At 36.3% G+C, this 18,688-nt stretch carries 24 protein-coding genes and 1 pseudogene; 11 read left to right on the plus strand and 14 right to left on the minus strand.

Going from position 1 to position 18,688, the window contains the following annotated elements; all coding sequences use genetic code 11:
• Positions 1-37 precede the first annotated feature (37 nt).
• Complete coding sequence (locus tag C9E89_RS15650; protein WP_107009269.1) at positions 38-493, minus strand: RNA-binding S4 domain-containing protein; 456 nt, start codon at positions 491-493, stop codon at positions 38-40.
• Positions 477-1,175 (minus strand): HAD-IA family hydrolase, encoded by a 699-nt coding sequence (locus tag C9E89_RS15655; RefSeq protein WP_107009270.1) that lies wholly within the window; start codon positions 1,173-1,175, stop codon positions 477-479. The genes C9E89_RS15650 and C9E89_RS15655 overlap by 17 nt, the downstream gene beginning before the upstream one ends.
• A 17-nt stretch (positions 1,176-1,192) precedes the next feature.
• On the opposite strand from C9E89_RS15655, the gene C9E89_RS15660 reads away from it, so the two are divergent.
• The 3 genes from C9E89_RS15660 to C9E89_RS15670 all read left to right on the plus strand — a co-directional run bounded on the left by C9E89_RS15660 (position 1,193) and on the right by C9E89_RS15670 (position 3,492).
• The gene (locus tag C9E89_RS15660; protein ID WP_107009271.1) at positions 1,193-2,044 is read left to right on the plus strand and encodes a 3'(2'),5'-bisphosphate nucleotidase CysQ family protein; all 852 of its coding nucleotides are present in this window, start codon (positions 1,193-1,195) and stop codon (positions 2,042-2,044) included.
• Between the two features lie 63 nt (positions 2,045-2,107).
• Positions 2,108-2,845 (plus strand): histidine phosphatase family protein, encoded by a 738-nt coding sequence (locus tag C9E89_RS15665; RefSeq protein WP_107009272.1) that lies wholly within the window; start codon positions 2,108-2,110, stop codon positions 2,843-2,845.
• A 194-nt stretch (positions 2,846-3,039) separates the two neighbouring features.
• Positions 3,040-3,492: a hypothetical protein gene (locus C9E89_RS15670; protein ID WP_107009273.1), complete on the plus strand. Its 453-nt coding sequence runs from the start codon at positions 3,040-3,042 to the stop codon at positions 3,490-3,492.
• Positions 3,493-3,553: 61 nt separating this feature from the next.
• On the opposite strand, the gene rpsT is transcribed toward C9E89_RS15670, so the two are convergent.
• On the minus strand, positions 3,554-3,820 hold the full coding sequence (gene rpsT, locus C9E89_RS15675) for a 30S ribosomal protein S20 (protein WP_107009274.1): 267 nt from the start codon (positions 3,818-3,820) through the stop codon (positions 3,554-3,556).
• Between the two features lie 214 nt (positions 3,821-4,034).
• Between rpsT and C9E89_RS15680 the strand changes: the two genes are divergently transcribed.
• From C9E89_RS15680 to C9E89_RS15690, 3 genes are read left to right on the plus strand one after another with little or no spacing between them, the layout of a single operon-like run.
• Complete coding sequence (locus C9E89_RS15680; RefSeq protein WP_107009275.1) at positions 4,035-4,700, plus strand: Rossmann-fold NAD(P)-binding domain-containing protein; 666 nt, start codon at positions 4,035-4,037, stop codon at positions 4,698-4,700.
• A 12-nt stretch (positions 4,701-4,712) separates the two neighbouring features.
• The gene (gene rraA, locus C9E89_RS15685) at positions 4,713-5,225 is read left to right on the plus strand and encodes a ribonuclease E activity regulator RraA (RefSeq protein WP_107009276.1); all 513 of its coding nucleotides are present in this window, start codon (positions 4,713-4,715) and stop codon (positions 5,223-5,225) included.
• A 27-nt stretch (positions 5,226-5,252) separates the two neighbouring features.
• Complete coding sequence (locus C9E89_RS15690; protein WP_107009277.1) at positions 5,253-6,041, plus strand: glutathione S-transferase N-terminal domain-containing protein; 789 nt, start codon at positions 5,253-5,255, stop codon at positions 6,039-6,041.
• A gap of 63 nt (positions 6,042-6,104) precedes the next feature.
• Here the strand turns inward: C9E89_RS15690 and C9E89_RS15695 are convergent, their stop codons facing one another.
• The gene (locus C9E89_RS15695; RefSeq protein WP_107009278.1) at positions 6,105-6,695 is read right to left on the minus strand and encodes a DUF4291 domain-containing protein; all 591 of its coding nucleotides are present in this window, start codon (positions 6,693-6,695) and stop codon (positions 6,105-6,107) included.
• 185 nt (positions 6,696-6,880) lie between these two features.
• On the opposite strand from C9E89_RS15695, the gene C9E89_RS15700 reads away from it, so the two are divergent.
• A complete protein-coding gene (locus C9E89_RS15700) occupies positions 6,881-7,393 on the plus strand; it encodes a DinB family protein (RefSeq protein WP_107009293.1) in 513 nt (170 codons plus the stop codon).
• A 32-nt stretch (positions 7,394-7,425) separates the two neighbouring features.
• On the opposite strand, the gene C9E89_RS15705 is transcribed toward C9E89_RS15700, so the two are convergent.
• From C9E89_RS15705 to ahpF, 8 genes are all read right to left on the minus strand, one after another.
• The gene (locus C9E89_RS15705; RefSeq protein ID WP_116746702.1) at positions 7,426-7,749 is read right to left on the minus strand and encodes a hypothetical protein; all 324 of its coding nucleotides are present in this window, start codon (positions 7,747-7,749) and stop codon (positions 7,426-7,428) included.
• 125 nt (positions 7,750-7,874) lie between these two features.
• A complete protein-coding gene (locus tag C9E89_RS15710; RefSeq protein WP_107009280.1) occupies positions 7,875-8,675 on the minus strand; it encodes an FAD:protein FMN transferase in 801 nt (266 codons plus the stop codon).
• A 23-nt stretch (positions 8,676-8,698) separates the two neighbouring features.
• A complete protein-coding gene (locus tag C9E89_RS15715) occupies positions 8,699-9,226 on the minus strand; it encodes an FMN-binding protein (RefSeq protein WP_107009281.1) in 528 nt (175 codons plus the stop codon).
• Positions 9,227-9,247: 21 nt separating this feature from the next.
• Positions 9,248-10,132: a DUF6662 family protein gene (locus C9E89_RS15720; RefSeq protein WP_107009282.1), complete on the minus strand. Its 885-nt coding sequence runs from the start codon at positions 10,130-10,132 to the stop codon at positions 9,248-9,250.
• Positions 10,133-10,655: 523 nt separating this feature from the next.
• Positions 10,656-11,699 carry an NAD(P)H-dependent flavin oxidoreductase gene (locus C9E89_RS15725; protein WP_107009283.1) on the minus strand — a complete coding sequence of 348 codons (1,044 nt, stop codon included), beginning with the start codon at positions 11,697-11,699 and terminating at the stop codon, positions 10,656-10,658.
• A gap of 307 nt (positions 11,700-12,006) precedes the next feature.
• Complete coding sequence (locus tag C9E89_RS15730; RefSeq protein ID WP_107009284.1) at positions 12,007-13,218, minus strand: YeeE/YedE family protein; 1,212 nt, start codon at positions 13,216-13,218, stop codon at positions 12,007-12,009.
• Between the two features lie 221 nt (positions 13,219-13,439).
• Positions 13,440-13,784, minus strand: coding sequence for a hypothetical protein (locus C9E89_RS15735; RefSeq protein WP_107009285.1), 345 nt, complete (start codon positions 13,782-13,784; stop codon positions 13,440-13,442).
• A gap of 175 nt (positions 13,785-13,959) precedes the next feature.
• The gene (gene ahpF, locus C9E89_RS15740) at positions 13,960-15,525 is read right to left on the minus strand and encodes an alkyl hydroperoxide reductase subunit F (protein WP_107009286.1); all 1,566 of its coding nucleotides are present in this window, start codon (positions 15,523-15,525) and stop codon (positions 13,960-13,962) included.
• A 405-nt stretch (positions 15,526-15,930) separates the two neighbouring features.
• Between ahpF and C9E89_RS15745 the strand changes: the two genes are divergently transcribed.
• From C9E89_RS15745 to C9E89_RS15760, 4 genes are all read left to right on the plus strand, one after another.
• A complete protein-coding gene (locus C9E89_RS15745; RefSeq protein WP_107009287.1) occupies positions 15,931-16,344 on the plus strand; it encodes a roadblock/LC7 domain-containing protein in 414 nt (137 codons plus the stop codon).
• A gap of 249 nt (positions 16,345-16,593) precedes the next feature.
• Positions 16,594-16,950: a roadblock/LC7 domain-containing protein gene (locus tag C9E89_RS15750; RefSeq protein ID WP_107009288.1), complete on the plus strand. Its 357-nt coding sequence runs from the start codon at positions 16,594-16,596 to the stop codon at positions 16,948-16,950.
• 109 nt (positions 16,951-17,059) lie between these two features.
• On the plus strand, positions 17,060-17,284 hold the full coding sequence (locus C9E89_RS15755) for a DUF1653 domain-containing protein (protein ID WP_107009289.1): 225 nt from the start codon (positions 17,060-17,062) through the stop codon (positions 17,282-17,284).
• A 126-nt stretch (positions 17,285-17,410) separates the two neighbouring features.
• Positions 17,411-18,013 carry an O-methyltransferase gene (locus C9E89_RS15760; protein WP_107009290.1) on the plus strand — a complete coding sequence of 201 codons (603 nt, stop codon included), beginning with the start codon at positions 17,411-17,413 and terminating at the stop codon, positions 18,011-18,013.
• A 29-nt stretch (positions 18,014-18,042) separates the two neighbouring features.
• On the opposite strand, the gene C9E89_RS15765 is transcribed toward C9E89_RS15760, so the two are convergent.
• On the minus strand, positions 18,043-18,249 hold the full coding sequence (locus C9E89_RS15765) for a KTSC domain-containing protein (protein WP_107009294.1): 207 nt from the start codon (positions 18,247-18,249) through the stop codon (positions 18,043-18,045).
• A gap of 215 nt (positions 18,250-18,464) precedes the next feature.
• A pseudogene (locus tag C9E89_RS23325) lies at positions 18,465-18,688 on the minus strand (hypothetical protein); the annotation flags it as partial.

Raw genomic sequence — 18,688 nt, forward strand, 5'->3', positions numbered from 1 at the left:
TCTACGACATAAGGTGTCGCGCAGGCAATTTTGGATTTTATTCATCATGATATGACCAAGATTGCTCATAACCTGAATCATTTTCTTGTTTAAATTTGCTGATTTCTCGGCGGTCTTTTTTACTTGGTCGATGCTCAGGTCGAGCAAGATTATGCAATTTTCTTTGGGTTGAAATCAATTCCCGACGTGCAATACTCAGCTCAGTTTCTTCATAAAGTTGTTGAGCAATGGGCGCAGCACCACGTACATTCGATAATGCTTTGACAAGAACCGTTTTTTTATCAAAACCTTGTTGAATGGTCAGTTCCATACCAACTCGAATTTCTTTGGATACTTTGATACGTTCACCATTATGATGAACTTTGCCACCTTCTATTGCATCTTTTGCGATAGAACGAGTTTTGAAAAAGCGCGCAGCCCAAAGCCATTTATCTGCACGAGTTGCTTCATTTTGATTATTTTCAGTTTGCTGATTTTTAGGCTGTTTTGACATCGACATCCTTCAATTGGTCTTGCGTTAATAAAGGTAAAAGTTCAGTTAAGTCATTAATAGATGGATATTCAAGTTCTAAGACATGGCGTGCTGCTTTTAAACTTGAGGGCTGACGAATTGTGACGAGCTGTTGAATGCCAAATTTTTCAGCACCCTGTAATACAGGCGTAGTATCATCAATCAGCATCGCATGTTGAGAGTCAAAAGGATGTTGCTGTTGTAAAATTTGCCAAAATTCTACAAACTCTTTGGCATAACCAATATCTTCACTACTCACCATCACTTCAAAATAAGGGCTTAAATCAACATTTTCAAGTTTTAACTGAAGTCCTGCGCGGTCTGCATTGGTCACTAACCAACAACGATAGCCTTGTGCTTTTAATTGTTTAAGTAATTCAAAGCAACCTTGACGAGGTGCGATTTTATGTTGAAAGTCAGCTTGTAGTTGAAGTACATCAACACCAACTTTTGCAGTCCAATACTTTGAGGAATACCATAATAAGGTATGCTTATGCTGCTGATAAAATTCGTGTAAAGTGTGATGGCTTTGTTCGAGTGAGCATTGATGCGTGGCTGCGTGACGTTCTGGAAGTTGATGATTCCAGATCAGATCATCAAAAGCCAAATCAAGAAGCGTACCGTCCATATCAAACATGATAATCGGTTTTATACAATCAGACATAAAAATAGGTTTAATCCATGTTTATTAAAACTCAAGCACCGCAAGATGAGCAAATTTTAAAATTAGTTCCAATCTTGGCACAGGCAACTCAAATACTGTTAGAAGAATACCAAAATTATTGTGCAGGGCGCGAGTTTAATATTCATGAAAAAGATGATCATTCACCTGTGACACAAGCAGATTTAAGAGTAAATGCATTTTTACTACAACAATTGGCGATTTTAACACCTCATATTCCTGTACTCTCAGAAGAAAATGATCATTCTGAACGTCATCATTGGACAGAATGCTGGTTGCTTGATCCATTAGATGGAACCAAAGAATTTATTCATGAACGAGATGAATTTACAATTAATCTGAGTCTTATTCAAAATCATCAAACGGTTTTCTCTCTGATTGCTGTGCCAACTGAGCAAGTCATGTACGTTGGCTATTTGACTGAACTTCCTTATAAATATTCATTTTCACAACAGACATGGTTGCGTTATAGCAAATTTAAAGATATCGCAAATGATGCAATTCAAGTGGGGTTAAGTCATAGCAGTAAAAATCCTAAATATCAGCAATATATTGATTATATTGAGCAAGAAACGCCAGTCATTAAGCGTGAAGCGGGTAGTGCTTATAAATTTTGTATGATGCTTGAAGGTGAAATCGATATTTACCCACGTTTTCATCCAACCTCAGAATGGGATACAAGTGCAGGACAGGGCTTGTTAGAAAGTATCGGTGGAGGATTGGTAAGTCTAAAAGCTCAGGCATTTACCTATAATCAACGAGCAACAGTGCTTAATGATGGTTTTATTGCATACCGAGATCAGGAAAACCAAAAAATTGCATTAGCGGCGCTTACAAACGTGACAGGCTAAGATTGAGTGTTTTGTATCTCATGGTATAGTGAGGCATGATGAAAAGATAAATATTGAGTCTGTATGGCACTTGAGCTATTGCCTAAAAGCATGTTGAAAGCGATTGATTTATTGCCTGATACAAAAACACCTGTCACTTTATTTACACGACATTCGATTCGTGAAATTGTAGATGGGCAGGGCTTAGCAGGCTATGATTTGCAATTGACTACCCAAGGACGAGATCTGGCGCAATCATGGGGTGCTTATTTGACAGAGCAGACAGATCGTATTATTCAGCATTGTATTTCAAGCCCAATTCAACGTTGTGTTGATACAGCAGCACTGATGATAGAGGGTGCTGATTTAATTAACCAACCCCATAATACGCATCGTATCGAGATTGTGGAGCAAGGCTTACTAGTAGAGCCGGGAAGTTTTGTTTTAGATATTAAGCAAGCAGCCCCTTATTTTCAAAAACAAGGTGCTTTAGGTTTTATTAATAGCTTTGTGAATAATGCTTTACCTGGCATGAAGCATCCTATCTCAGGGGTGGTTGATGTTTTAGAGTTGATTTATAACACGCATCCACAAAATGCGCAGGGTTTAAGCCTTGCTGTGAGCCATGATACGATTTTAGCGGCTATTATTGCGGTAATTTCAGGTCGTCATCATGTTACTAAAGTCGATTGGCCGCAAATGATGGAAGGTCTATTTGTCTGGTTTGAGGGTGATACATTTGAGGATTGTCTTTTAAAATGGATTTGGCGTGGTGAGATAAATCAATTATCTATTCGAGATTTTCAAAAGTTGGAAAATTAGATTATTTTTTAAGTGAGTGTTGTAATCTATCTATTTATATCTTTATGAAAGATTAATTCTATAAGTTGTTATTTTAGATATTGAAAATTTTATAAATGTAAATAGTTTATATAGAATTACTATGCAATGTATTGAGTGGATGACAAGATTTGCTCATTTTTGAAAAGTGCTAACGGATATGATTTAAAAATGAGATGAAAATATTTAAAAATAAAACCATACAATATTTAGGCTGTTTTCTTTTGTTTATTATTGGATGGCAGGTTTGGCGAGTTTATCCTCAGTCTGTTATTCAATTACAACAAGTGCAACAGGATCCACAGAAAATAATCATTCATCTACAATCTTCCAAGGATTTTGGAACACGTGGTTTTTTTGAAATAAATAGCCGTTTATTTTGTACAAATGATAAAAAATTAAATTTAACAGCATGGTCATATACGCCAACAGGAGCAGAATATATCGGGTTGATTGAAAAAACACCTGCACTATTTGATGCAAAACATCAAAAATATATTTATCAAATAGAGCTTGAGTTAGATCATTGGCAAAATAAAGAACGATTAAATCAACCATTACAATGCCGTGTAATGACGGGACATTATTTAAGGGGTTTTATACGTTCAAATGTTATTCAAGTTCAATAGTAAATTAGCAAATTTCAGACACAAAAAAAGCCCTAAAAAGGGCTCTTTTCTATGCAACAACTTAGTTAGCTAACGCTTTAACTTGTGCATTCAAACGGCTCTTATGACGAGCTGCTTTGTTTTTATGGATGATGCCTTTATCAGCCATACGGTCGATTACTGGAACTGCAGCTTTATAAGCTTCAGTTGCAGCAGCATATTCACCAGCTGAGATAGCTGCGATAGTACGCTTGATGTAAGTACGAACCATAGAACGTAAGCTTGCGTTGTGTTTACGCGCTTTTACGTTTTGCTTAGCACGTTTTTTTGCTTGAGCAGAGTTTGCCACTCGTGCACTCCTTGAATTAGATTGGTCTGGGCGGGCTGAAACCACATCTGAAAACCAACATCAGAGGATTATCACCAGCCCGTAAACAAGTGCCATATTGTGATTAAAGCACAGCCTAAAGTCAAGTCTTGACTTGCTTTGGCAACATTATAGATGCAGAAACTTTTTAAATAAAACGTTAGATTAGTAATAAATTCAGGAGATTGATTAAAAAATGGCTTATTCGATTAAAAATGCAATTATTATTGGTGCAACAGGTTTAGTTGGACGTTGTCTGGTTGAACAACTCAACCAAGTAACTTGCTGTGAAAAAATAACAGTTGTTGTGCGTCGAAAAGATGATGCCTTTGCAAAACACCCTAAAGTAGATCAGTTACTTTTAGATGACTTTTTATTGCTGAATGATCAAGATGTAAATGGTTATAGTCATGCATTTAGTTGTTTAGGTACAACCATTAAAAAAGCAGGATCAAAACAAGCATTTTATAATATTGATTTTGAGATCAATGCACATTTTGCTGATTTATTGGAAAGCACTGAAACTCATTTGCTGCTCGTGAGTGCTTTGGGCGCAAATCCATCTTCTCCAATTTTTTATAATCGTGTTAAAGGAGAATTGGAACAGTATATTGAGAAACTTGGTTTAATGCGTGTTTCGATTATTCGCCCATCATTATTATTGGGCGAGCGCAACGAAAAACGGTTTTTAGAAGATATCTCTCAAAAGACCTATCAAAAATTTTCACATTTAATACCAAATACGTTTAAATATAAACCTGTGACAGCCGAGCAAGTGGCTCATACTATGGTCGAGGCTGCACAAAATCAAACTCATCAATTTGAAATATATGATAATTTAAGCATACAAAATGCCAAATAATGGAGAATTAAAGTGACTTCAGTACCCTTTGTAACTTGTGATTTATTGGATGATAACCCTGAAAAAGCCATTCAAACTTTAATTCCATCTTTAGATGGAAAATTCTTTAAAAGTTATGGCGCACGTAAAACATTTGGTGGTCAGATTGTGACTGTAAAATGTTTTGAAGATAATTCACGTGTTAAGGAATTATTGGCTACAGATGGAACTGGAAAAGTTTTGGTGGTTGATGGAGGTGCTTCTATGCGCTGTGCATTGATGGGCGATATGATTGCTGAGTCTGCTGTTAAAAATCACTGGAATGGTGTTGTAATTTATGGCTGTGTGCGTGATGTTGATGCTTTAGCAGAGCTTGACTTAGGTGTACATGCATTGGCTTCAATTCCACAAAAAAGTAATCGTAAAGGCATTGGAGAGGTTGATATTACGCTGTATTTTGGTAATGTAAGCTTTAATTCTGAAGAATATATCTATGTAGATAACAACGGAATTATTGTTTCAAAAGAAAAATTAGTTGATTTATAAAATAGGGTCATCCCAAAGGATCGCAAAATGGTACATCATCAAATTAAAGTTGTACAAGCTTTAGCTTCAGCCATTACAGAAGGTGGTCGTGGTGCAAATGGAACAGCATTTCCAAATCAGCCAGAAAAGGCATTAAAGCTCTATGAATTTGAAGGTTCACCATTTTGTCGTCGGGTTCGTGAAGTGATGACACTACTGAATCTAGACTATGAGGTCTATCCTTGTCCTAAGGGTGGCACAAAATATCGTAAAATTGTAAAAGAATTGGGTGGAAAAGCACAATTTCCATTTTTTGTAGATGAAAATACAGGCGAAAAACTGTATGAATCACAAGATATTATCCAATATTTGTTTAAAAATTACGGTAAATCAGGAAAAACACCAAAAAAATATACACATTATCCAAAACTTCCATTGGTTGCATTTGCAGGTACTTTGATTAATGGCGCGCGTGGCGTTTGGATCAATAAAAAAATTATTAATCGTAGTGCACCTGAGCAGTTGGTTCAGCTCTGGGGATTTGAAGCAAGCCCATATACACGTGTAGTACGTGGTGTTTTAACAGAGCTTGAGATTCCATTTGTATTTCATAATGTGGCAAAAGAGCGCTGGCAAGATCAAGGTCCTTCGATTTTACGTTTGAAACCAGGTAAATACGAAGCACTAAAAGGCGGAAAGCGTGAAAAGATTGTCTCTGTTATGGGGCGTGTGAAAAAAGATATTCAAGTGCCTTATTTTGAAGATCCAAATACAGGGGCAAAAATATTTGAATCTGAAGCAATTATAAATTATTTACAACGAAAATATGGTGCTTAATCATATTGATATTATAGTTGAAAATGGGAGTAAATTTACTCCCATTTTTCATAGCATATAATTTTAAGAAATATTTAAATGTCTTTTGAGCGAGGCACTCACAGGATAAATCCGCTCTTTTGGCAATAATTTTTCCGCATGTTTATATTGACCCTTACGACGAAACTGAGCCATTTTTTGCACCTTTGGACTGATATCCTCTATGCTTAGGATTGCATCATTAAATGAATGGATTAAAAAACGACTGATGCCAATCTGAATACTGCGATGCTCTAATTTTGCACCTTTCAAATTATGTTCAGGATCCCATTGGATATGCACCTGTGCTTGCTCAAATAGGTCTAGCCATGGTTGATCGTGTTGGGGGTGAAATAAACTTGGATCGGTATGTACACTTTGACTCAACAACATTTCCCAAAAATCACGTGGGATACGAATCGCAAGAATATGTTCCTGACTCGATTTATTTGCCCAATTGCTGCGTCCCATCAACCATAAAAGTGACGGTTTAATCCATGTCATTCTTTGAAATGAAAATGGAGAAACAAATTTTTGCTGTTGAATGGCAAGTTGCGCGATCTGTTTGTTATAGGCTTGATAGACCGTAATGCTGTCACGGTCATATACTGCACGAATTTCATGATATGCAGGCATAATGAATCTCACTTAAAAATTTAACCAAGTTTTTGAAAATTAAAAAACTGAGTTAAACAAGTGGAAAATGATTTACCGCTTGGCAAACAATTAGATTCATCATGATAAAAATGTGAAATAGAGAAATTTTGTGTGTATTTTATTCAGATATAAAATTTTAGCAAGTATGAATAGACGGGATGTTGATGATAAATTCTAAAGAAAATTTACTTTTACTTGCCCAATATAATGTATGGGCAACACAACGTTTGGTGGAAGCCTTAGAATCTGTTTCAGATCAACATTTTTATCAGGATACAGGATTATTTTTTAACAGTATTTTTGGCACGCTCAATCATTTGCTTTTGGGTGAACATCGCTTGTGGTACGCAAGATTTGCCTTGAACCAATCTCCAGTTTCAGCGTTGAATCAAATCGTTCATTCTGATAGAAACCTTTTGCTGAATGATTTAAGGCAGAAGTCAAATCATTGGATGATATGGTTAAATCAATTGGATCAATCGGTATTGCAGGGCAATTTAAATTATAAAACAGCGTTAGGACAGGCGATGTGTTTGCCATTTGCTGCAACATTGCTGCATGTGTTTAATCATGGCACCCATCATCGTGGGCAGATCACGGCTGCCATGACTGCATTGGGTTATGGCTGTCCCGAGCTTGATTTGGTTTATATGTTGGTGGAGTTACAAGCAGAATAATCAAGAGGTAAATATAAAGTATAGCTGATATTTTAAGCTATATTTTTAGATTTTCTCAGTAAAATACCCATCCATATATGGAGTGGCAACCAAAAAATGCAGATTAAACCAAGCCAAATATGTGTCCATTTGATATTTTCATGCCATTCTTCAGGACTATAGTATAGACCTGTTCCTGTCAGCGCTAAAATGCTCATCAATACAAGCATGCTTAAGCCAGTCAGCATGTTCCGCTTTAAATTCAGTGCAATACGGATATGTACAGCAATGACTGAGCCGAAAATCACTAAAAAAATGGCTGCCGAAATACCATGTGTTTTTAGTACATTGACCGTAAAATCGCTAGGATCTTGCATTTTCCAGTCCTGCGTATATGCGAAATAGAGTCCGCTTAGCGCAAGAATCAGCCAGATAAAAAAGAGCAAGTAGCGTTGCAGAAACGGAATTTTTAAGCTAAATGTCATGGCAATACCAACTCAATTTATAGAATGAATGCCTGTGCCGAAAATAAAGGCAAACAGGGGTGTTGTAGATTTTGAGTGATCGCAACAACTTTGGTCAGTGCATCGGCAATACAGGCATTTGGTGCGATCACACTAAAACTGTGGTCGGTATCCAATGCATGGCGTGTATATGGGTTGACCAAAGCATTGATCCATTGCCCTTGATTTTTGGCTTTGGAAAAATAGCAGGCAGAGGTGGCAATCGCACCATTTGCCAATTCTCCACAGGCATATAATTGCTGAGGAGCCTGAGGATCTCGAATAAAGATTTGTTCAGCAATATTCCCTAAAACACGTAAATCTCCACCTGCATTGACCACTGCATTTTTCACGCCATGTTTACGTAGGGAGTAAATAGCTACATCAATCGCAAAGCCTTTGGCGATGCCGCCCAGATCGAGCACAATTGGAGCTGTAAACCGTATCTTATTGGCAGAAAGACAATGTAAATGTGCCTGTGACAAATTCATTTTTTCAGGGTTTACGATAGGGAGATGCGTAGGCAACAATTCCCAGTCCATCAAAGTATTGGCAACAGTACAGTCAAATACGCCTGAAGAGGCTGTAAATACCCGTTGAGCACGTTGTAAAACAGCATAAGTCCATGGATGAACCCGCACCGCTTGTTGAAAAGCACTGCGGTTGATCTGTGATAACTCACTTGCAGGATCATGAAAGCTCATCAATTGTTGAACTTTTTCAATACAGGCAAATGCTTGATCCATGATTGAATGTGCCGCATGAGGTATGAAGTCATCATACAGTTTGATTTCAACCATGGTGCCCAATAAAGGTTTGGCTCTTATACTGTTAATGTTGCTAATACCAAATGATGAAATTGAAGAATACGCTTGACCCCATCTGTGACATGTTTGGAAGATAGGGTGGCACCACTGATATTTTTAATGTCTTTATTCAAGGCAACAGGTAAGGACAGCGTTTTACCCACAAATTGTTGACGCCATGCTGCATCACGAACCTGTCCACCATAAGATTCATTATATTCCAGAATTTCAACTTGTTTGACCGCACCTTTGGCGGTCAACGCAACAGCATAGGTTATCATTTCATGTTTACCCAATACCTGATCAATGACCAACCAACCTCCATCACTGCTTTTATAAACCTGATCAGCTTTGAAGGGATAAAAAATTCCAGAGGATTTTTTGAGGCTTTTGAGTTGATCTTCACTGAGATGGATAGGTATTTTTTTTAGTGCAAGGTTTGGGAACATCAGTTTCTGTGCTTGTTCTGCACTCAGATAAACTGCAGAATGTGCAACGATCGGGCTAATACTCAGCAGCGCTGTTGCATAAGGCATCCATTTCATATTGATATCTCGACTGTTAAATCAAAAGTTATAACCAAACTTTAAGCGGAACTCATTTTTTGTTTTTTCAATCAAGTGCAGATCTCGATCATCCTGTTCATCAAATTTTTCACGCCCGCCCCGTAATTGTGGAAACCATGTTGCAGTCAGCCAATAATCCTTAGAGCCATAGTGTAGAGAAGGTCCCATAAACCATGACCAACGCTCTTGCCCAACTTCGGTTTCAAACTCTGTTTCATACTGTGTTTCAGCACCTGCATACCAGTTTGGGGCGAAACGATAACTCAAACCTGTTCCAAGCTGTAGCTCAAGCTCCATTTCAGGTTTGGTTGGCCATTCAAAATTTTCAGGTAAATTATTGATTGGACTACGTTTCGCATAGGTACCTTCAAACATAAGATTACCAACCCAAACCAGACTTGCGTCCATAAAGTATTTTTGTAAAATTAAATTATTTTCAAAGCTGAGTGTATCTTTGTCCTGACCTGAATGTGGGTCAATCGTGGAATAGCTGAGTTCAAACTGATTGGAAAGTCCCACGGTTTCACTTGCAGGGCTCAGGAAATTATATTTTCCACCCAATTCCACACCACTTATTTTGAATGCAAATTTTTTGTCTTCAGGCATATAACCATCAATGACAATGCCAGAGGTGTCCAATGACATGGCTTTTAAGGCAACGGAAGCATTAAATTTATCAGTGATTCCGCGTTCATATTCCGTTTTATAATCAAAAGCAGAGTAGTGTCCCGCACCTTTATCACTGCGATTGGTCACCCATTGATAAAGCTCTTGTCCACCTTTAGGTAAAGTTTCAGCACCTTTTACATAACCAAAAAGGTTTTCATCTGCCCAACTGTTTTGGAACAGTCCAAGTATGATGATGCTCAAGCCAATTCGTTTCATATCTTCCCCAGAAGGCTTCGTCTACATTTTTGATAGACGTAAGATTGTTAATAATCATTATCATTTCAATTGTGAGCGGATTTTATTTTTCAGTTGAATGATGGTCAATATCTGTTCGGCATAATTCAGGTCTAAAAATAGTTCTTTGCGCTATTTTTATTGTTAAATATTTGATAATTAAAATTAAACAATTACATTGATAATTCTTGTTATTTTGGCGAAATTAAGATGTAAATATTGTGATTGATTTTAAGCTAGGCTTAATAATTGTGGTTTAAATGCAGATTGAATCGAGTGATCAACTGAGACATAAGTGCGGTTAAATTGACAGGCGAAGTGATTGATTATTTTGTTTAAAAAAAGAGAAGGGAATAATTTTACATTGTAAAAAATGAAAATAAATTCCCTCCTGTGTAATGCTCAGAAGCACAAATGATTCAGGTAATGGCAGCAACATAATGAATCATTTTGTGTCGATTGATCGTGACAGATTCATTTAATATGATTAATTTTAGCCTAAGCATTAAGCGTGATTGATTTCCACGACCAACTGATTAATTAAATCCTGAGCTTCCAATGCACGGATTTGCGCAACATTTGTACCAGCCCAAAATGCACCATAACCAAAATCACCTTGTTTACTTGCCAATGCATTAAGTTGTTTGGCAAGATCATAAGCATAAGGGTAGGGTGCAAGGTCAGCCCGATCAGGAACATCAATTTGCTCATGCCAATGATTAATTAAACCACGGGCAGGACGTCCTGAAATGGTGGCTGTAATTTGAGTCAAAGGCTGATTAAACAAGGCTTGACGATAAGCTGCATTGGCATTGGATGATTTACACTGTACAAATGCTGTCCCAAGTTGTACTGCATCCGCACCGAGCGCCAGCATGGCTTTGGCTTGTTGACCATTCATGATGCCACCTGCCGCAATGATCGGCAGGCTACAATGTTTTTTAATCAACTGCACCAGATCCGAAGTTTTGATGGCAGCATCAATGGATGGGTTGAAAATACCACGATGCCCACCAGCTTCTACACCCTGAGCAATAATTACATCGATTCCTGCCGCTTCGATGGCTTGAGCCTCAACCAGATTGGTGGCTGAAACCATGGTCACAATACCTGCATCCTTAAGCTTTTGAATCTGATGTGGATGTGGAATACCAAAATGAAAACTGACTGCTTTAGGCCTAGTCTCCAGACACAAATTCAGAAAATCATCATTGTCTTTAAAACTTGGATAAATGCATTGTAATTCTGTTGGCGGTTCAGCATTCAGTTGTGCAAATTGAGGGCTTAAGTAATCAATCCAAGCTTGATTGGCTGCGCTGTCATTTTCAACATTGTCATGACAGAAAAAATTTACCTGAAATGATTTTGGAGTTAAAGCTTGTGTTTGCAAAATCTGCTGACGTGCTGTTTCAACCGTATTTGCACCAAGACCTAAGGAACCCAATACATTCTGTTCAGAAACTTCAGCAGCGAGTTGAGGCGTGGAAACCCCTGCCATTGGAGCAAGTAAAATAGGATGCTGAATCCCCAATTGTTCCAATAATGTCATATCCATGTGCTCCGTATATTTTATTTTACTTTGCCCAAGCTGAAGAAAATTAGCAAATTATACTCAGTATTTTTTATGAAAATATATATTAAATACATCTTATAATATGTTGTTTTAGACCGCTGTAAAATGCATGACATTTTTTGAGCTTTTCTTGAGAGCTATATCAAATGTATAAGCTGAAATAGATGAGCTGTACTGATTTAAGAATGGATATAAAAAAAGCCCCTTGATGTAAATCAAGAGGACTTAAAGTTTTAACATTTGGACTGAATATTTAAGTTTTTAATATCAGCCTATACAACAGTTAGCAACCTGTAAGTGTAGTTGCTTGAGGTTTTTCATTCGGAAAGAAAAATGGACGAATTTTTACCCCAATAGCATTGCCCAAAAAGGCAAAAACAAGCCATAACCAACCATGCAAACTGCCTGAAGCAATACCACTGAAGTAAGCGCCGATGTTACATCCATACGCCAAACGTGCGCCATAACCCAATAATAAACCACCAACAACAGCAGCAATGATTGAACGTTTCGGAATATTCAGGTTCGGTGCAAATTTACCTGCAAGACTTGCTGCCAATAAAGCACCGAGCATGATGCCAAAATTCATCATTGAGGTAATATCAAACCATAAAGATTGAGAAAGTGCTTTGGCATTGGCAGGTATTTGCCAATATGCCCACGAAGCAACATCAACCCCAAGCAGACTTGCAGATTTGGCTGCCCAGACCGCCAGAGCAGAGGTCACGCCCCATGGACGACCTGCCAAAGCAAGTGTGGCAAAATTTAATAAAGTTAAGATGATGCCACCCCAAATCAAAGGCCATGGACCACGCAAAAAACGTGACCAACCTTGATGAGTGCTTGCTTTTTCAACTTCAAGTGAGCCATGACGCTTTTTCTCAAAGTAAACGGTCAGACATGCGATCACTGCGAAAATCACGAAATTGAGCAGTAATGCAGGCACAACACCTAAACTTGTCACCAGTGAAACAGGTGCGAAATGTGGTAAATCAAACCACCATTGTAAATGTGTTGTCGCAATCAATGAACCCAGACAAAAGAAGATCAGGGTAATCACCATGCGGGCACTACCACCACCAACAGTGTATAAGGTACCCGAAGCACAACCACCACCGAGTTGCATGCCAATCCCAAAGATAAAAGCACCAATCATGACAGACATGGAGACAGGGCTAACATTACCTTGTACAGATTGACCAAACAATTCACCAGCGCCTAAAGCAGGGAAAAACAGCAACACTGCAAGCGCCAACATGATCATTTGAGCACGGAGTCCACGACCACGACGCTCATTTAAAAACACACGCCAACTTGAGGTAAAACCAAAAGAAGCGTGATAGAGCGTCATGCCCAAAGCACCGCCAATAAGAAATAATAAGGCTTGATTCAGCCCAACCACGGAATAAGCACCGAAAGTACCTAGAATTAAAAGAACAAGAGCGACCCAAACCGAGGCATTCGATCGGTCAGATTTTGCAGCAACAATAGACATAGGAGAAGTATAAAAAGCTGAGTAAGTGAGAGAATTTAAGTGACTAATTACGAGATCATAGATTTATAATACATATATTATTGAGCAATATATTGAGAATAATTGATGAGTGAAATCAGTAATTTTGATTAAATTATTTTTATAATAAATGAGATGAATGTGATAGCTGTACAAATATTATAAAAAACTCCCGTGGGAGTTTTTTATATAGTATGAAAATATTAGTTTTTAGCAGCATCTTTTACATTAGCAGCGCCTTGTTCAACAGCACCAGCAGTTGCAGCAGTGGCATCTTTAGCAGCATCTACAGTCGCATCAGCAGCATGTGCAGTTGCATTAGCAGCATCATGAGCAGCATCTACAGTTGCACTTGCAGCGTTATCTACAGCAGTCGCAGTTGCATTAGCTGCATTTTCAGTTGCATTTGCAACATCATGTCCAGCTTGCTCAGCAGCATTTTCTAAATGTTCACCAGTAGAGGCACCAGTTTCAGGAGCTTTGTCTTTATTACAACCCACAAGTGCAACGGTAGCAGCAAGACCTAAAGCAACAAGTAATTTATTCATTTGTTTTACCTTCTTAACCTATTATTTTTTAAATCCATAACAATGGATATTGGCAATATAAACAAAATCATGAGAAAAAAATATTTAAAATTGTTAATGAAAAAATGATCATTAAAAAAGCCTCTTATCAGTAAAGATAAAAGGCTTTTTTAATAGAGAATTTAAGTGAAATATCTTATTGTCCAGAACGAATAATATAATCAAAGGCAGATAAAGAGGCTTTAGCACCTTCACCCGCAGCAATGATGATTTGCTTATATGGCACAGTGGTACAGTCACCTGCGGCAAATACACCTTTGACATTGGTTTCGTTGCGGTCATTAACTACAATTTCGTTGCGGTTAGAAAGTTCTACAGCTGTTTCTTTCAAGAAATCTGTATTTGGCAATAAACCAATTTGCACAAAGATTCCTGCAAGTTCAACAATATGCTCTTCATTGGTCGCACGATCTTTATATTTCAAAGCAGTCACTTGTGAACCATCACCGATCACTTCAGTTGAAAGTGCATTCATGATTACTGTGGTATTTGGCAAGCTGTTTAATTTATCTTGTAAAACTTGGTCAGCACGCAGTTTGGTATCAAACTCAACCACGGTTACATGCTCTACAATACCTGCAAGATCAATCGCCGCTTCGATTCCTGAGTTACCGCCACCAATCACAGCAACACGTTTACCTTTGAACAATGGACCATCACAGTGCGGACAGTATGCAACACCACGTGTTTTATACTCTTTCTCACCCGGTACATTCATTTCTCTCCAGCGTGCACCAGTAGATAGGATTACGGTTTTCGATTCAAGTTTTGCGCCATTTTCAAGTTCAATTTCAACTAAGCCGTTGCTTGTTTGGTCAGCACCAACTATGTTTTTGACTTTCTGTAGATTCATAATGTCTACACCGTACTCACGTACATGCGCTTCCATATCTGCACCGAACTTAGGACCTTGGGTTTTTTGCACTGAAATAAAGTTTTCGATGTCCATAGTATCCATGACCTGACCACCAAAGCGTTCAGAAACAATACCTGTACGGATGCCTTTACGTGCAGCATAGACCGCAGAAGTTGCGCCAGCAGGTCCACCACCAATCACCAAAACATCAAAAGCATCTTTGGCATTGAGTTTTTCAGCATCTTTAGCTGCCGATCCTGTATCTAATTTGGCAACAATTTCTTCCAACGTCATACGACCCTGACCGATATGCTCACCATTTTGAAATACCATTGGTACAGCAAGGATTTTGCGTTCTTCAACTTCATCTTGGAAGAATGCACCATCAATCATGGTTGCAGTGGTATTTGGATTATTAATCGCAATCAAGTTTAATGCTTGAACCACATCTGGACAGTTGTGACAGCTTAAAGAGACAAATACATCAAAATTTGCAGTTAAATTTAAACTTTTAATTTGTGCTAAAACTTCATCAGAAACTTTTGGTGCATAACCAGAAACTTGTAAAAGTGCAAGAATCAATGAAGTGAACTCATGCCCCATAGGTAAGCCAGCGAAGAATACACGCGGTTGTTCACCAACTTTTGCGATCCCAAAGCTTGGTTTACGGTCATTTTGACCATCAAAACGAGCAGTTACTTGATCTGAAAGAGCAGCAACTTCAGTCACAAGTTCTTTGATTTTGTCAGATTTATCAGAATCATTTAAAGAAGCAACAATTTCAATCGGGCTTTCAAGGCGTTCTAAAAGTGTTTTTAATTGAGCAGAAGTATTTGCATCTAACATGCTAACAATCTCCAAGGGAGTAAATTTATTCATTGAGCTTATAGTAAGATAATTTTAAACATAGGTAAAACAGTTTGTTTTTATTTTGGTGATCTATTTTTTCGATTTTATTAAATAATCACTTTGTACATATATTAAAGCATAAATCAAGATGATTTTAATTTAGCTCATCTTAAGTATAATTTTATTTAAGTTGAAAAGTTAATTAAATAAACGTTTTAGGAGTGCAGAAAAGGCAAAAAATAATCTGAAAATAACAAAAAATATTGCGTTGTATGTATATTAAACTTAAAAATGTGTGATATATTTCACTATAATTTGGGGCGAATATAAAATTAATAACTTTTTAATTAGAGTCATATCTATGAAAAGTAAATTAATTTAAATCTATTTATAGGTGGGGTTATGTTAGATGTGAATCTATCAAGAAAAATTCCAGATGAGTTTGTAGCATATGGCGAACTAAAAATTAGAAATTTGCTCAACAGCGTTTCTGGTATTGATTTTGTGATGTTATGTTCTTCAGATGGTTTTGAAATTGCATTAGCAAATAAAAAGAATGTCAATAATTCAGGAAAAATTGCGGCTGTAAGTAGCTCAATTCTTGCAATGGTGACAGCCTTTATTTCAGAAATTAATTTAGTGGGATGCCAAACCATTACCCTTGATGCGGAAAATGGTAAGGCATTATTAACGGCGGTGCCTCACCCTCAGTATCCAATGGTTTTAGTGGCTTTAACATCTAAAGATATTTTAATTGGACAAATGCTTTACGAAACGAAGTCAACGGTTGAAAATTTATCTAAATATTCAACTTAATGAAAGACGTACAAAAAAATAAAAATATTTCAAAATAAACTGTATACATACCGTTATATATTGATATATTAGTGCAAAGTTAGGTAGAGATAAAAAGTCGAATATGGGAGTAAATACTTTGAAATTACTTCATATTGATTTTTGAAAAGAACTCGATTTAAACCATCGAGGGGAATATTGTTTTAGTTGTAGTTCATAATATAACTAGAACAGAATAACACGTTAAACAAGAAAACAATGGGGAATCCTATGGCTCGTATTACTTTAGAACCTTTATCAGATATTGATGGTTTTGTTTGTGCTGCATTAGTAGATAGCGAAAGTGGTTTATCACTTGCTACTGCTGGTACAGGTATTGATTTAGAATTAGCTGCTGCTGGTAATACAGAAGTTGTTCGTGCTAAACGTAAAGTTGCAAAAGCATTAAAACTAGATGACCAAATTGAAGATATTCTAATTACTTTAGGTAAACAGTATCATTTAATTCGTCCTTTAGAATCAAATGAAAACTTGTTCCTTTATTTAGTATTAGATCGTGCTAAATCAAACTTAGCAATGGCTCGTCATGAGTTAAAAGGCTTTGAAAAAGAATTAGATTTTTCTTAATTGAAAATATAAAAAAATCCGCTCTTGAAGCGGATTTTTTTATATTTAAATATTTGTATAAGAGAAAATTTAATTTTATACTCAATTTTTAATTTAAAAGTTTAAATGAATGAAACAAGGTATCTATCGACATTATAAAGGAAAGTTATATCAAGTTTTACATGTGGCACAGCATAGCGAAACCCAAGAAAAACTTGTTGTTTATCAGTGTTTATATGGTGATTTTTCTATATGGGTGAGACCATTTGACATGTTTAATGAATCTATAGAGTTGGAAAATGGCACAGTTCAACCACGTTTTGAGTTTATTAATGAATTCGAATCGATTTTATAAATACAATAGTGATATAGTCGTACTTGTTCAAAGGGAATAGAATAGATTGTAATTTATTTTAAATGTCATATGTTTGACGTAAATAAGTGCAATATTAAAACTAAATAGAAAAAATGGATTATTGTGATGAGTATGAGTTTAAACTTTGTTGAAAAAATAAATCATTTATACCAATCTTTTATTAAATATGATGCCACTCAATGTGATCGAATAAAGCGTTATAGAAATATTGAACCCGATTCTGCTCAATATTTAGCAATGCAAATCCGTATTCAACAATCTAAAAAAGTATTAGAAATAGGTACTTCGACGGGTTATTCTACATTGTGGCTTGCTGATGCAGTACAGGTTACAGAAGGCAGGATTACCACATTAGAAATTGATGAAGAGCGTACGATTAAAGCAAAAGCTTATGCTCAAGATTTTAAGTTGGATCATTTAGTTGATTTTTGGGTAGGTGATGCTTTTGATTTTTTAGCGCAAACACAAGAAAAATATGACTTTATTTTACTTGATGCTGAACGTGATCAATATCTTAAATATTGGCCTTATTTAAGTGAAATAATGAATAAGCAAGGTGGTGTATTATTTGTAGATAATGTCATTTCCCATACTGCTGAAGTAAAAACTTTTCTACAAGCAGTTAAAAATGATCAAAGGTTTTTAACTACGACATTATCTTTAGGTGCAGGTTTATTTATGATTACGTTTAAAGATTATATACGATAAAAAATCAGGACTAGCCTGATTTTTTTGATTTAAAGTATAGTAAGCCGAGTAAAATGTAGATCATACTCTAAATATTTTTGTACAAAAGCTGTTTTATCATTACACCGCAATAAGTTATTATAAATAAACTCAGGTACAGGATAATAAAGTTCACCACTGCCATTATTATAAAATATTTTTAAGTATTTTGAAGTTGTATTGTATTTCCATGAGGTTACAATAATTGTTTTTAACATAAGTAAATACCCCCATAACATTAAAATTAGTGAATAGAAGTAGGATGTTCCTTATTTGAAGTTAAGATAAATATTAAAATAAAAGTATTGTAGAATTGTAATATAAATGATTTATGTTAAATAAGTTTATCTTTAAAAATACTTTACATTTCTTATGAAGAATAAATGTAAAGTATTTTAATAAAATAGAAAATTTTAATTTAATTTCAAGATCATTAGGCACTCATAGCAGCAGTCCATTTTTGATTCATTTTACTCAAATCAAACTCCATCGTACGATACAATTCTTGTAAGTTAAATAGACTACGGTCTTCAGGTAGTTGCACGAGTATAGGTAAACGAGTTAACCAGTTTTTGCCTGTTGGAAAAGCATAATGTCGTTCTTTATCATTAATAGAAATCAGTGACTCAAATTCTAAATATACGGTAAAAGTCGGAT

Origin of the sequence: Acinetobacter sichuanensis, from assembly GCF_003024515.2 — a bacterium.
GTDB classification, from domain to species: Bacteria; Pseudomonadota; Gammaproteobacteria; order Pseudomonadales; family Moraxellaceae; genus Acinetobacter; species Acinetobacter sichuanensis.

Coding starts and splice junctions, on each gene's coding strand:
- C9E89_RS15650 (WP_107009269.1), bottom strand. CDS start 493: ATGTCAAAACAGCCTAAAAATCAGCAAACTGAAAATAATCAAAATGAA.
- C9E89_RS15655 (WP_107009270.1), bottom strand. CDS start 1,175: ATGTCTGATTGTATAAAACCGATTATCATGTTTGATATGGACGGTACG.
- C9E89_RS15660 (WP_107009271.1), top strand. CDS start 1,193: ATGTTTATTAAAACTCAAGCACCGCAAGATGAGCAAATTTTAAAATTA.
- C9E89_RS15665 (WP_107009272.1), top strand. CDS start 2,108: ATGGCACTTGAGCTATTGCCTAAAAGCATGTTGAAAGCGATTGATTTA.
- C9E89_RS15670 (WP_107009273.1), top strand. CDS start 3,040: ATGAAAATATTTAAAAATAAAACCATACAATATTTAGGCTGTTTTCTT.
- C9E89_RS15680 (WP_107009275.1), top strand. CDS start 4,035: ATGGCTTATTCGATTAAAAATGCAATTATTATTGGTGCAACAGGTTTA.
- C9E89_RS15690 (WP_107009277.1), top strand. CDS start 5,253: ATGGTACATCATCAAATTAAAGTTGTACAAGCTTTAGCTTCAGCCATT.
- C9E89_RS15695 (WP_107009278.1), bottom strand. CDS start 6,695: ATGCCTGCATATCATGAAATTCGTGCAGTATATGACCGTGACAGCATT.
- C9E89_RS15700 (WP_107009293.1), top strand. CDS start 6,881: ATGATAAATTCTAAAGAAAATTTACTTTTACTTGCCCAATATAATGTA.
- C9E89_RS15705 (WP_116746702.1), bottom strand. CDS start 7,749: ATGCAAGATCCTAGCGATTTTACGGTCAATGTACTAAAAACACATGGT.
- C9E89_RS15710 (WP_107009280.1), bottom strand. CDS start 8,675: ATGGTTGAAATCAAACTGTATGATGACTTCATACCTCATGCGGCACAT.
- C9E89_RS15715 (WP_107009281.1), bottom strand. CDS start 9,226: ATGAAATGGATGCCTTATGCAACAGCGCTGCTGAGTATTAGCCCGATC.
- C9E89_RS15720 (WP_107009282.1), bottom strand. CDS start 10,132: ATGAAACGAATTGGCTTGAGCATCATCATACTTGGACTGTTCCAAAAC.
- C9E89_RS15725 (WP_107009283.1), bottom strand. CDS start 11,699: ATGACATTATTGGAACAATTGGGGATTCAGCATCCTATTTTACTTGCT.
- C9E89_RS15730 (WP_107009284.1), bottom strand. CDS start 13,218: ATGTCTATTGTTGCTGCAAAATCTGACCGATCGAATGCCTCGGTTTGG.
- C9E89_RS15735 (WP_107009285.1), bottom strand. CDS start 13,784: ATGAATAAATTACTTGTTGCTTTAGGTCTTGCTGCTACCGTTGCACTT.
- ahpF (WP_107009286.1), bottom strand. CDS start 15,525: ATGTTAGATGCAAATACTTCTGCTCAATTAAAAACACTTTTAGAACGC.
- C9E89_RS15745 (WP_107009287.1), top strand. CDS start 15,931: ATGTTAGATGTGAATCTATCAAGAAAAATTCCAGATGAGTTTGTAGCA.
- C9E89_RS15750 (WP_107009288.1), top strand. CDS start 16,594: ATGGCTCGTATTACTTTAGAACCTTTATCAGATATTGATGGTTTTGTT.
- C9E89_RS15755 (WP_107009289.1), top strand. CDS start 17,060: ATGAAACAAGGTATCTATCGACATTATAAAGGAAAGTTATATCAAGTT.
- C9E89_RS15760 (WP_107009290.1), top strand. CDS start 17,411: ATGAGTATGAGTTTAAACTTTGTTGAAAAAATAAATCATTTATACCAA.
- C9E89_RS15765 (WP_107009294.1), bottom strand. CDS start 18,249: ATGTTAAAAACAATTATTGTAACCTCATGGAAATACAATACAACTTCA.